At 43.6% G+C, this 13,143-nt stretch carries 11 protein-coding genes; 5 read left to right on the top strand and 6 right to left on the bottom strand.

The features are described 5' to 3' along the window. Window positions 1-56: 56 nt before the first annotated feature. Window positions 57-515 carry an Lrp/AsnC family transcriptional regulator gene (locus tag OCU50_RS14530; RefSeq protein ID WP_017058185.1) on the bottom strand — a complete coding sequence of 153 codons (459 nt, stop codon included), beginning with the start codon at window positions 513-515 and terminating at the stop codon, window positions 57-59. Window positions 516-664: 149 nt separating this feature from the next. On the opposite strand from OCU50_RS14530, the gene OCU50_RS14525 reads away from it, so the two are divergent. Both OCU50_RS14525 and OCU50_RS14520 read left to right on the top strand, forming a co-directional pair. After that, window positions 665-1,594, top strand: a complete 930-nt coding sequence (locus tag OCU50_RS14525; protein ID WP_060469630.1) for a DMT family transporter — start codon at window positions 665-667, stop codon at window positions 1,592-1,594. Between the two features lie 142 nt (window positions 1,595-1,736). Continuing rightward, window positions 1,737-2,201, top strand: coding sequence for a hypothetical protein (locus OCU50_RS14520; protein ID WP_060469629.1), 465 nt, complete (start codon window positions 1,737-1,739; stop codon window positions 2,199-2,201). Between the two features lie 171 nt (window positions 2,202-2,372). Here OCU50_RS14520 and OCU50_RS14515 read toward each other — a convergent pair whose 3' ends face one another. Next, complete coding sequence (locus OCU50_RS14515; protein ID WP_008219317.1) at window positions 2,373-2,714, bottom strand: YggL 50S ribosome-binding family protein; 342 nt, start codon at window positions 2,712-2,714, stop codon at window positions 2,373-2,375. 251 nt (window positions 2,715-2,965) lie between these two features. Here OCU50_RS14515 and OCU50_RS14510 point away from each other — a divergent pair, with 251 nt between their 5' ends. Then, complete coding sequence (locus OCU50_RS14510; RefSeq protein ID WP_060469628.1) at window positions 2,966-5,002, top strand: PhoX family protein; 2,037 nt, start codon at window positions 2,966-2,968, stop codon at window positions 5,000-5,002. A 201-nt stretch (window positions 5,003-5,203) separates the two neighbouring features. On the opposite strand, the gene OCU50_RS14505 is transcribed toward OCU50_RS14510, so the two are convergent. The 3 genes from OCU50_RS14505 to OCU50_RS14495 all read right to left on the bottom strand — a co-directional run bounded on the left by OCU50_RS14505 (window position 5,204) and on the right by OCU50_RS14495 (window position 8,440). After that, a complete protein-coding gene (locus tag OCU50_RS14505; RefSeq protein WP_017058180.1) occupies window positions 5,204-5,824 on the bottom strand; it encodes a LysE family translocator in 621 nt (206 codons plus the stop codon). A gap of 164 nt (window positions 5,825-5,988) precedes the next feature. Then, window positions 5,989-7,275, bottom strand: coding sequence for a DEAD/DEAH box helicase (locus OCU50_RS14500; protein ID WP_060469627.1), 1,287 nt, complete (start codon window positions 7,273-7,275; stop codon window positions 5,989-5,991). A gap of 181 nt (window positions 7,276-7,456) precedes the next feature. Beyond that, window positions 7,457-8,440: a CobW family GTP-binding protein gene (locus tag OCU50_RS14495; RefSeq protein ID WP_060469626.1), complete on the bottom strand. Its 984-nt coding sequence runs from the start codon at window positions 8,438-8,440 to the stop codon at window positions 7,457-7,459. Between the two features lie 725 nt (window positions 8,441-9,165). Here OCU50_RS14495 and clcA point away from each other — a divergent pair. Together clcA and OCU50_RS14485 are read left to right on the top strand one after the other, a co-directional pair. After that, on the top strand, window positions 9,166-10,578 hold the full coding sequence (clcA, locus tag OCU50_RS14490; RefSeq protein WP_060469625.1) for a H(+)/Cl(-) exchange transporter ClcA: 1,413 nt from the start codon (window positions 9,166-9,168) through the stop codon (window positions 10,576-10,578). A 209-nt stretch (window positions 10,579-10,787) separates the two neighbouring features. Then, window positions 10,788-11,768: a TDT family transporter gene (locus OCU50_RS14485; RefSeq protein ID WP_201023960.1), complete on the top strand. Its 981-nt coding sequence runs from the start codon at window positions 10,788-10,790 to the stop codon at window positions 11,766-11,768. A gap of 135 nt (window positions 11,769-11,903) precedes the next feature. On the opposite strand, the gene hmpA is transcribed toward OCU50_RS14485, so the two are convergent. Next, complete coding sequence (hmpA, locus tag OCU50_RS14480; protein WP_060469624.1) at window positions 11,904-13,100, bottom strand: NO-inducible flavohemoprotein; 1,197 nt, start codon at window positions 13,098-13,100, stop codon at window positions 11,904-11,906. Window positions 13,101-13,143: the final 43 nt, after the last annotated feature.

Below are 13,143 nucleotides of genomic sequence, written 5' to 3'. Positions count from 1 at the left end.
GGAATCATTACTTTTTCTGCTCATTTCATCACATAACGTATCCCTTTACCTACAGCTTAGTCGGTATAAACCGGTAGCGGCGCGTTACCTTTCACTTGTCTTATCGCAAGGTGAGTGTGGATGTCTTTGACGTTAGAGAGCCTTTGGAGCTTTCTTGTAAATGCCTCGTAGGCCATCAAGTTTGGGTTAACCACTTCTAACAGATAATCATAAGCCCCAGATACAACGTGGCAGCTGATGACCTCTTCCATCTCGACAATTGCACTTTCAAACTTATCAATAGACACTTCTTGGTGGTTGTTTAAGCTCACTTCAACAAACACACTCATTGCTATACCAACTTGCTCTCGAGACAAACTCACACGATAACCGTCAATAATCCCTTTTTCTTCGAGCCTTTTGATACGCCTTGCACACGGTGAAGGTGATAAACCCACTTCATCAGCGAGCTCCGCCGTGGTTAACCTGCCATCTATTTGTAACAACTCAAGAAGATGTCTATCAATTCTATCCATAGCGAATACCGCCCATTAGTTAAATTCATTAATAATTTAAAGAATATTAGCAGAAACAATTAATGATAAGTAAAATTAGAACTAAATTTGCCAACTTATGGCACGTACTCTCCCCCATAATTAGTCATCATTCAATTTCCTTATTTATTATGACGCTTGGCTATCTATCTATTACTGTTACTTTGCTCATCTGGGCGAGCTTTTTTCTTTCTCTTAAAGGCGGCGCGAATTCAAATTTAACGCCTGCAGACATCGCACTCACACGCTTCCTTATTCCCGCCTTGGTACTCTTACCCTTGGTGTGGAAAGCTCGTAATGCCATAACAACAGTGCCTAATCGTTACTTGGTTGGTATGTTTGTCGGCAGTGGCCTGCCTTATCTGCTCGTCGCAGGTACAGCAATGCAGTTTGTTCCTGTTTCACACGGCAGTGCTTTGATACCCGGAACACTGCCTCTGTTTGTTACCGGGATTGCAATACTCTTTTTCAAACAGCCACTTAGCCGCCACCGCAGTGCAGGTTTAGCCTTGGTGTTACTCGGTATTATATTGTTCTTAGGCAGTAGTTTAAGCAGCTTCAACTTTGAATATACAAAAGGCCACTTGTTACTTCTCTGCGGAAGCTTAATGTGGGCGACCTTTACCATCTCAGCGCGTGTCGCCAATCTTAATGCGTTAGTGAGCGCGGGGTTAATCGCTATCAGTTCAACTTTGCTATTGTTGTTTTTGATCCTGACAGGAACGCTCCCTAGCTATTTAGTAGATGCACCCATCACTCAATGGCCTTTCTCAGAGCTTGCCGTACATTCCGCAGTACAAGGGGTTGGAGCAGGCCTAATTGCCGCATTCACTTACCTTTATGCGGTTAACACTCTCGGGGCAGAGCGTTCTGCGGCGTTCGGGAGCGCGACACCAGCCGTTGCAACGTTATTAGCTATCCCTCTATTTAACGAAACCCCTGATCTTATGACTTGGTTCGCTCTAGGTTCGATTTGTATCGGCAGCTTAGTGGCAAGCAACATTTTCATGAGAAGCGACCAATCGATGCAATACCAACCGCCAAGCCATAGCAAAACTTGATTCGTTTAATTATCTATATAGATTAATTTGAAGTATTGATACCCGTATAAGCCTACCAACGTAGGCTTATCTAAAATCTGCTTTTTCTGAACTCGCTTCTCCATTAAACTGTCAGGCCTTTTTGCCCATCCAAGAGAACACCATGCAACGCGACTACACCTTAAATTGCTTAATCACCATGCCTCGCCATGAACTAGAAGAATTTAGTTTAAGAATGATTCATCGCCTGGTTCCTGAAGATGCAATGACGGAATTGTTCACTTTTGAGCAAGAAGAAGTGGCCAGTGAAGAACGTATGCAATCAGCGAAGTTTGACGCAATGCTACGAATGACCGCGATTGCCCTTGGTGAAGTGAACCTAGCATTCTCTGAATCTAACAACTCGCAACAAAACATTGAGCGTATGACTCGTCTGCTGCTTTGGCATTTCTATTCGATTTCGTTCAATCTTGAAGAAGCAATTTCGATTGAAGTGCACTGTGAGAAAGTCGAGAAGATCTTAGTTAATGCTCCGAAGGATGCATTTGGTTGGGTTAAAGAATTGACTGAACTACTTCACTTCTACGCGAAAGTGAATGAAGGTAACGAAGAGAACAAAGACGCGTAACCTCGCTTAATCTTTAGCTGGTTGCAATTCAAAAACAGCTCAGCGAATACCAAAGGAAGAAAACGCAAAAAGGCCGAATCAATTTACCGATTCGGCCTCTGTTTTTGTGTATTGTTGCTTGTTCTAAAAGCCGTGTAGACCTCCAAGCAAAGCTAACAGTACAACATCAATTTAGAACGCGTAGTTTGCGTCAATAAGCTCGCTAACTTCAACTTTCGTTACTTCAGCACGCGCTTCAAGCCATTGTGCAACTTGCAGCTGCTCTGCTTCAGTTACTGAGCGGTAACGCTCGATAGAACATAAGAAACCTTCAAACAGCTCTAGGCCACCGCCACCAAAGCATAAGCCGATGCTGTCGATGAAATCGATGAATTCGTCAATGAACACATCGTATTGGTCAAAATCAGCAATCGATGTCTTGCAGCTTACTTCAAAACCCAGAATCGCGAATTCACCTAGGTATAGCTTTTTGCGTAGGCGGCGATTTTTGTTTTCGATTTTATCTAATTTCATAACTGTCTCTCTTTTCGTTTGATAAAGCATTTATACACAGTTCTCCCCTAATCCCCAAGAGTTTTGTATTGCACGAGAGTGTTAATGGCAAAATTCGTGCTACAGAAACAAAATCTTAATCAAATCTATAAAAATCTGTCACTTAACTGCTTCACGATTAGTCACACCTTGATCAAAGCGATTTACTCGTTAGTAAGTGGCTAGATCATTCATGGACAACTAATAAATACAATCAATAGGAATCAGTACAGATGAGCAAGGAAACATTTGATAGCACTCGTTTCAACAAGAGCACAAATAAACCTTTCGAAGAAGTTTTAGACGCCAATCTATCGAGAAGGAACGTATTGAAAGGCGGCTTAGGTATCAGTGCAATGACCGCATTTGGTGCGTTTGGACTTTCCGGGTGCAACTCTTCTAGCTCAAGCATTCCAGCAGGTAATGGTTCAGGTGTATCAAGTGCAATGCTGAACTTTGATTCAATTCCAGGATCACTAACCGATGCAGTCTCGGTTCCACAAGGTTACATAGCACAAGTATTAGTACCATGGGGGACACCTCTAAATGCACAAGGTAGTGCATGGAAAGATGACGGCAGCAACACAAGTGACGAACAGTTAAATGCGCTAGGTATGCACCACGATGGGATGCATTTCTTTCCTTTAAATGACAGAACTACAGACGGCTTATTGTGTATCAACCATGAATACATAGACTCGATGGCTCTGCACCCAAGTGGCCCAACCGTAGAAAGTGGTGTACGTACTGTTGTAGATGAAGTACGTAAAGAAATTAATGCCCATGGCGTATCAGTTGTTCGAATTCAACTCGAAGACAACATGTGGAAACTGGTTGATACCGATCCACTCAACCGTCGCTACACAGGTGCGACGACTATGGACTTGTCTGGCCCTGTCGCACATACCGCTCACACTGTGACTCGCTTCTCTCCTGATGGCAGCCAAGCACGCGGTACATTGAACAACTGTGGTAATGGTTTCACACCATGGGGCACTTACTTAACGTGTGAAGAAAACTGGCCAGGTTACTTCGTTAATGCAGGTGTTCGTACTGAAGAGCAAGATCGTATTGGCGTCGATGACAAAAGTACACGTTACTTGTGGGACACACTTGCTGGCAACACAGAAGAACGTTTGGATGAATTTACCCGCTTTAATGTAGAACCGACGGGCGCAAGCTCAATGGACGATTACCGTAACGAAGCGAACGGCCACGGTTACATTGTTGAAATCGATCCATATACACAGAACTCTCGTGCGAAGAAACGCACTGCACTAGGTCGTTTCCGTCACGAAGGTTGTACTTTTGGTAAACTAGAAAAAGGTCAACCCGTTGTCTTTTACTCGGGACACGATTCTCGTTTTGAGTACCTATACAAATTTGAATCGGCAGCAAGCTGGGATCCAGCAGATGCGAATCCATCAAACCGTTTAGCAACCGGTGATAAATACATGGATGAAGGCACGCTTTATGTGGCACGTTTCAATGAAGACAGCTCAGGTACTTGGTTACCGTTGGATCTAAATAGCATTACGTTAGCTGGGGGGACTTTGGCAGACCATTTCAACTCTTTGGCTGAGATCATCATAAACACAGCGGGCGCTGCGGACCTCGTAGGTGCAACACCAATGGATCGCCCAGAGTGGTGTACCGTCGATCCATACACAGGCTCTGTATATCTAACACTAACCAACAACACCAAGCGCACCAGTGAAACGAATGCAGCAAACCCACGTTTAAACAACAAATTTGGTCATGTGATTCGTTGGGATGAAGGTGAAGCAGCAACGGACTTCACTTGGGATATTTTCTTATTTGGTTCACCAGCCAATGGCGATACAGACATTAACCGTTCTGGATTAACCGACCTGAACCAATTTGCTAGCCCAGACGGCCTAGCGTTTGACGCTCGTGGTATTTTGTGGATTCAAACCGATAATGGTGCTGACGAAGTGACAGGCTACACCAATGATCAAATGCTGGCAGTCGTACCCTCTAAATTGACGGATGAAGATGGAAATCAAGCAGTAATTACAAAGGACAACCAAGCAGAGTTAAAACGCTTTTTTGTTGGTCCAAACGGTTGTGAAGTAACAGGTTTTACCATCAGCCCAGACTATAAGTCATTGTTTGTAAATATACAGCATCCGGGAAACTGGCCATACAGCGATAATGCAGCAGAGGAGACTCCGTCAGGTATGTCGGTGCGTCCTCGTGCAGCAACGGTTGTGATTCGTCGTGAAGATGGCGGTGAAATAGCGGTTTAAGATCAGTTAAAAACTCTTGTATAACAATATAAGCTAAAGAGTTAAATTATAGGCAAGTAATAACAAAAAGAGCGATAAGGCCAAAGCCCTATCGCTCTTTTTACATTCTATTGATTAGCTTGCTCTGTTAACTCACAAGCTATCCGCTATCGTCATAAGGAAGAATGGCGAATGGCCTTTGCACGTTATCGCTAACTAAAGCTAACTAACGAACAACCACACACCAACGCCCATCATCAGCGTGCCAGCAATGCGGTTCATCAACTTTACGTTGTCAGCCTTGCCTAGCATATGCTTAAGGCTCTTCCCGCCTGTCGCGTACAAGGTCATGCAAACGAATTCAGACACCAGAATAATAGAAACTAGAATGAACAACTGCGGCGCTAAATCGATTTTGCTGTTAATGAAAGGAGGCAATAACGAAATCATAAACGCCCAACCTTTCGGGTTAGCAATCGCAGTAACAAAACCTTGAACTACCAAGTCCCAATCATTGTTTACTTGAGTCTCTAGATTATCAGTACTGATCGCCAACTTACCTCTTGAGCGCCACATTTGTACACCCAAGTAGAACAAGTAACCTGCGCCGATAAATTTAAACCCAGTAAACAGCCACGGGTAATTGAGCATGATTGACGCAATGCCCAATACAGCGGCAACTGACACAACAGCTACACCGGCCAGTTCGCCGATCATCATCCATAATGTGCGCTTGTATCCAACACTCATTCCTAGTGTCAACGCCAGAGTCATACACATACCGGGCGTGATTGACACAAAGAAAAACGTGGGAATAAAAGCCCAAAGTAGTGCGCTATCCATATTATTACCTTATCGACTTATTTTTATTGTATGGCTGTAGTTTCTTAAGCGGGCTTAAAGCGAAGCGATGTTGAAACGAAGCAGTAATGACAATAAACAATATTGCGAACAATACAAACAAAAAGAGCCACATAACAGTGACTCTTTTCATTCACCGACCGTAATTACTTACGACGATTTTTAATTCGCTTCATCATAGTCAAACGACGTTCAGCGCTTGCTTGATCTTGCTGGTCTTCGTTCGCGTTGTTCTTACGACCTTGGCGGTTTTTGTAAGCCGACTTAGTGTTCAGCTTTTCAATGTAAGCATCACGCTTCTTCGGTTCGTAACCCGGTTGCTCAACACGGCGAATACGCTGTTGAATCAGTGTCTCAACTTGAACAACCGTCAGCTCTTCTTCGCGGTTAACGAAAGACACAGCGTGACCTTGCTTACCAGCACGACCTGTACGGCCAATACGGTGAACGTAATCTTCCGCTAGAAAAGGCATGTCGTAGTTAATCACGTGTGGTAAGTCTTCAATATCCAAACCACGAGCCGCAACGTCGGTTGCCACCATCACACGTGCTCTGCCTTCTTTAAAGTCATCCAATGCGCGACGACGAGCGCTTTGCGCTTTATCACCGTGACACAGTACCGCTTTAATACCGTCAAGCTTAAGCTCTTTAACGACATCGTTCGCGGTTTCTTTGTAGTTCACGAACACAAGCACTTGGCGCCAGTTTTTACGACCAATCAGTTCAGAAAGCAGTTCTGTTTTACGTTCTTGATCAACTGGGTAAACCACGTGGCCGACAGTAGCAGCCGTTGAGTTTTCGCGTTCAACACTGATACGTTTTGGTTTACGTAGAATATCTACTGACAGTTGGTTCAACTGAGTCGATGTTGTCGCCGAGAACATCATGATCTGTGGCGATGTTTCTACATCCAGCATGATCTTACGAACAGCATTGATGAAGCCCATATCAAGGATACGATCAGCTTCATCAAATACTAGGAATTCTAGGTTAGCAATAGACACGTTACCCGCTTCTAAGTGCTCTTCTAAACGGCCCGGAGTCGCAACCAAAATATCCACACCCAGTTCTAACTGGCGAACCTGTGAAGACATCTTGTTACCACCGTAAACCGCTGAAACGCTTAGTTCCGTGTATTTAACGTAGTCTTTGATGTTTTGAGCGATCTGCGCAGCAAGCTCACGAGTTGGAGCAAGAATAAGGCCGCGAGCCGTTCCTCGAGATGCTTTTTTACCGCTGTTCAGTAGGTGCTGAATAACAGGCAATGCGAATGCCGCTGTTTTACCCGTACCAGTTTGAGCAGTGGCAAAAATATCATGGCCTTTACGAGCCATTGGAATTGCTTTTTGTTGAATTGGAGTGAGTTTTTCATAACCACACTCAGTCAACGCTTTGACTAATTCAGGAGCAAAACCTTGAGAAGAAAATGACATTGTTACGGGTTCCTTAAGCAGACAGCCTACATTCTTATTTCAGCCGAGCACTATAAAGTAATTAGAGTGATTTATCTCACATTTATCGTGACATAACGCAAACTTTCTCATTTAATCCGGTGTTTACCTCACCATCCGCGAAGCAAACACCAGAATCATCGTTTCAAACAGAATAATTGTTCTATTTGATGCCACACAGCTTGAGTAAAATCTGTTCCAGATCGCCCCAAGGCATAAGCTGCGAGTCGATCACTTCCAATCGAGATTCAAACCCATCGAGCGTGATTTCATTGACTGACACAACTTGATTCGCCACATTGAATGCGTAGCAACCTTGGTCAGTATTCACCACGGCTTTTACACGCTCAGCCGTTAGGTCTGACAACATTGAGAAGAGCGCATCGAAATCAAACTTATACTCGGCACCAAACAGCCAACCGCAACTAAAGTAGCCTTGACCTTTATTCTCTTTACGGATGAACGCTTCACCGGGAGGAAGTTGGAATTGAGGCTCTTGTTCAGCGTGATCGTGATGATGCGCTTCAATATGGGATGAAGCACTGCCATATACTCTTTCAATGTCCAACACTTCCAATGGCACTTCACCATCGTGAATCAGCTTATGAAATACTTTGGCTGGCGTTTGATCCGTCACCCAATCATTAAACACAACGATGTCTTCAGAATGAACAAGATCGACCTTAGTTCCGAGAATCACATCTGCACTGTCTAGTTGATCATTGAAATTCTGATTCGAAGTGTACTTTTCATTAGATAGATTGCGTGGGTCAACCAAACCTAACGTGGCTTTAAGATCAACGTACGGCGTGTACTGCTCTGAAGTCAGCGTCGCTATCACTTGCTTTGGATGACCAAGCCCAGTTGGTTCAATCAGCAAACGGTCTGGTTTTTGACGTAACAATGCATTAATGCCAACCGACATAGGTACGCCCGCGGTACAGCACATACAACCACCGGGGACTTCTTTGATAAGCGCTCCCTGATCCGTCATTAGCGCCCCATCAATACCAACTTCACCGAACTCATTAACCAGAACAGCCCAGTTTTCATTTTCAGGTTTATTTTTTAGCAGGTTCAAGATGGCTGTCGTTTTACCAACACCCAAGAAACCCGTAATGATGTTTGTAGGCACTTTTTTTGTCATATCAGTTCTCCTTTTTAAGGGAGTATATACTCAATCACTAAAAAGTTGACCCCAATCGATTGTTTATACCAATCACAGTAAGTAAGTGATCAGAAATAGCGCAGGAAAAAGGCTTGAGAACAAGGCTGCTCTTTTCGACAAGAAGTTTTGATAAGTAGTTATTCTACAATAAAAAATTATAACGCAGTTATCGAGCGTTTTAACCAGCTAGGATGACCAATTATTTACTACGATTGGTATTACACTGAGAATAGTTAATGGAGAGGTGTCTTTAATATAATCAAAAAGATAATTTGTAGGGATATAAAGCGGGAAAGTTGAGGCATAAAACGAACTAAAGGCGTACTTTATCAGTACGCCTCACCCTCGTTACTCAATCGTGAGTTCGCGAATCAGGAAGTCTTAAATATCGACCTGAACATTTAACGAGGAACTAAACGTTGTCTTTGAGTCCGTCCAAATTGTGTGTAAAACCTCATTTCTCCTTGCGGTTCGTTATGTTGCTTTACGATTTAACTATGGTTCATTTTTGAGGAGATTCAAGCTACCACCTGATAATTGCTCAAAATTGTGACGGTGATTCCACTATTGCTCATATGTTTCATTTATGAAACGAACTCATACCATAAATGAAATTCAACTTTTCATCTTTGTTGCTATAGGATATTTAGAGGAAGCGTATAATTTGTGCATACTCACCTTATCAACTCAGGAACCTTACCTCTATGACCAGAAGAGAGAAAATAAAGCAGTCCTTATTAGCTAAAATGCCAAGGGATGCTATTAGCCAATTTCTCTCTAGGGATAAGACACCCGCTTCGGTTCTCTTTCTTTCTTGTATCGTTGGTGTGCTTGCCGGCGTTGTTGGTACTTATTTCGAAGTTGCCGTTCATTTCATATCAGAGACTCGAACTGATTGGCTGAAAGATGAAATTGTTCACCACTTACCACTTTGGCTTGCAGCATTCCTTATCAGTGCTGCATTTGCCTTTATCGGTTATTTCCTCGTGCACCGCTTTGCTCCCGAGGCTGCAGGTTCAGGTATCCCTGAGATCGAAGGCGCAATGGATGGCATGCGGCCTGTTCGCTGGTGGCGAGTACTGCCAGTAAAGTTCTTTGGTGGTATGGGCGCATTAGGCTCGGGCATGGTGTTAGGTCGTGAAGGACCTACCGTTCAAATGGGCGGTAGCATCGGTCGAATGATCACAGACATTTTTCGAGTCAAAGATGACGATACTCGACACTCATTGCTCGCTTCAGGTGCCGCAGGCGGTTTAGCCGCCGCATTCAATGCACCATTGGCCGGAATTATGTTTGTCGTCGAAGAAATGAGACCACAATTTCGCTATTCACTCATTTCAATCAAAGCGGTCATTATCTCTGCAATCTCTGCCAATATTGTTTTTCGTTCAATCAATGGTCAGTCCGCTGTTATCACAATGCCTCAGTATCAACCGCCAGAATTAGATGCGCTTTGGTTATTCCTGTTATTAGGGGTACTGTTCGGTTTGTTTGGTGTCACTTTCAATAAACTGATTACGCTTTCCCAAGACCTGTTTGTAAAGGTTCATAAGAACGACCGTAAACGCTACCTAATCACCGGGACTCTGCTTGGTGGTTGCTTTGGTTTATTACTGCTGTATATACCTGAATTAACTGGCGGTGGTATTGGCATCATCCCGAACATTACTAATGGTAATTATAGTACCAACGTACTACTACTCATTTTCTTAGGGCGTGTTCTCACCACACTACTTTGTTTCGGATCTGGTGCGCCAGGGGGTATTTTTGCACCTATGCTAGCGCTAGGGACTCTCTTTGGTTACGCATTTGGACTTATCGCTTTGGCATTCTTTCCTGAGTTGAATATTGAACCAGGTATGTTTGCGATTGCCGGCATGGGCGCATTATTCGCGGCAACCGTGCGTGCGCCAATTACAGGTATATTATTGGTGATCGAAATGACCAATAACTACTACCTCATTCTCCCTCTGATCATCACCTGTTTAGGGGCGGTTATCATTGCTCAGATGCTAGGTGGCCAGCCAATTTATACTCAGTTATTGAATCGCACGTTGAAAAACGAAAAGCTACGACAACAAGACCTTCCTCCACAAGAAGAAACTCTATCGCGATAAGAACGACAAATCGAATGAGATGACCAACCCTAAAGCACATATTAGTCGTGCTTAATGTCCCGATTTCGCATCAAAGTAAAAAAAGCAAACGTTATACTTGCTATTATCCTCTCAAACTTCTCTGAGTGCCCAATGACATCCTGTGACGGCACAATTGAACGTTGTCGTTAGATTATACGTTCTAAAATCAATTGAGCTGGAGCAAATCGTTGAACTGGAAAAGGTTAACCCAAGTAAAAAATGTGCCGCCATCTCAGGCGTCTTTAGCACTTGGAATAATTGGACTAGGACAAGCTTGGGCTTTATATGTTCCAGGTATTGGTGAAATCATTCGCCCCTACCTTGCTTCATTTGGCGGTTTGTTGCTACTTCCCGTTCTACTCCGTTATCTAACAAGTTTTAATACCTTTTTAAATGATATCCGCCACCCGTTAAGTGGAAGCTTAATGGCACCGATGAGCATGGCGCTTCTAATTCTGTGTGACTATTTAGCTGAAATATCGCCAGTTATTGCCTATCCAATTTGGTTCTGTGCATTATTACTGCATTTTACCATGATGGTGTTGTTCTTTAGCTTTCAGATCATCAATTTCAAAATGGCGAATATTGTCCCGAGTTGGTTTCTTTATCCTGTAGGTTTAATCAGCAGTTCACTAGCGGGGACACAATTTGGCCATACGGTGTTTTCTGAAACACTCGCAACGACATGTATTACTATCTATTTCTTCATGCTACCCGTAGTACTGTATCGCTTGGTTTTCGAAGGAAACCTTCCCCGCAGAGCAAGGCCAACACTCGCCATTATGGCAGCACCTGTGAACTTATCTTTAGCCGCTTATTTAGTCAATTTCGACAGTCCAGACCCGATACTAACAGGCGCTTTGGCTGGTATCGCCATCACCATGACGCTGCTGATTTACTTGTGCTACATTCGCTTAATGCGCTTGAAATTCCAGCCTTCAATTGCTGCGGTGACCTTTCCATCGGTGATAAGTGCCATTGCTATGCATCGCTTAACCACCTTTTTCGGCACTGAATATCCACAATGGTATTGGCTACACAAGTTTGGTTTCTTCGAACTTACCATAGCTACGATATTGGTTATTTGGGTGGCTGGCGGTTACATAAAAATGTATTGGCCAGAGTGTTTTGATTCTGATTATACGTCTCAAAAGATCAAACGTTCTTAAATCGTTCGCCAGAAGCGCCTATTTGATAAAACGTCCCCCCATTTCCGGTTCAAGGCAGAATGAGCCAAACGAAAAAAGCCTCACACTGTGAGGCTTTTGAATGGGCAAAGTTTTTTAATAGAACAGGCCTTACGATTAGAAGTTAGCGTGAGGGCCAAATACTTCGTAGTGTACGCGCGAACGGTCAACGTTAAGTGCGTCTAGTTGTTCCACAATGTTCTTCATGAAACCAACCGGACCACAGATGTAAAAATCACTCTCTTCAAAACCTTTAGTATCCGAGATAGACGCTAGATCCATTTGACCGTGATATATGTTTTCACATGCAGACTCATCTTTATTCATGTACCACGTTTTCGCTTCCCAACCTTTGTCGGCAACAATGTCTTTAACGCGAGTCGTGAATGAGTGTTGACCTGAGTTTTCACACGCGTGAAGGTAAACTACTGGCTCGTTTTTCTCGTTAGTGTTTAAGAACTCAAGCATTGACTGCATTGGCGTAACACCTACGCCTGCAGAGATAAGTGTTACCGGCTTACTGCGCTCTTGATACATGAAGTCACCCGCTGGCGCATATAGGCTAACTTCATCACCGACAGCAACCTTGTCGTGTAGGTGGTTAGATACCACGCCTTGTGTCTCTTGCCCTTGTCCTTCACGTTTAACAGAGATGCGGTATTGTTTACCGTTCGGCTTGTCTGATAGCGAGTATTGACGAATCTCGCTGTATTGAGAGCCTTCCGGTTTCACTTCGATACCGATGTATTGACCTGGAGTGTAATCCAAAACTTTACCGCCATCTTTTGGCTGAAGAATAAAGCTCGTTACTAGAGCTGATTCTTCAATTTTGTCTGCAATTACGAATGTACGTGCTGCTTCCCAGCCACCTACTGCTTGCTTACGCTGTAGGTAAAGTTCGGCTTCACGATCGATAAAAACTTGCGCTAAAAATAGGTAAGCGGCTGTCCATGCTTCTTCCAATTCTGGCGTAAACGCGTCAGCAGCTAATTCACGTAGTGTTTCAATCAGGTGTAAACCAACAATTTGGTAGTGCTCTGGTTGAATGTTAAAACTGGTATGCTTTTGTGCGATACGCTCAACCGCTGTGGTTAACGCTGCAAGGTTTTCAATATTTTTTGCATAAGCCGCGATAGCTTCAAACAGTGCCACACCTTGGCGACCTGTTCTTTGGTGAGTCATATTGAAGATATCTTTCAATTCCGGGTTATGCGTGAACATACGTTGATAGAAGTGTTGAGTTAAAGCAGGGCCTGCGCTTTCTAAAAGAGGAATGGTCGATTTGATGATGTTGATATGTAGATTGTTTAGCATTGATTTACTCCGAACACTTAGTTTTTTGACCGTCATGTCAAAT

The sequence above is a fragment of the Vibrio toranzoniae genome (assembly GCF_024347655.1).
Lineage (GTDB): Bacteria > Pseudomonadota > Gammaproteobacteria > Enterobacterales > Vibrionaceae > Vibrio > Vibrio toranzoniae.
This window is presented reverse-complemented; position numbering and strand designations above follow the sequence as displayed.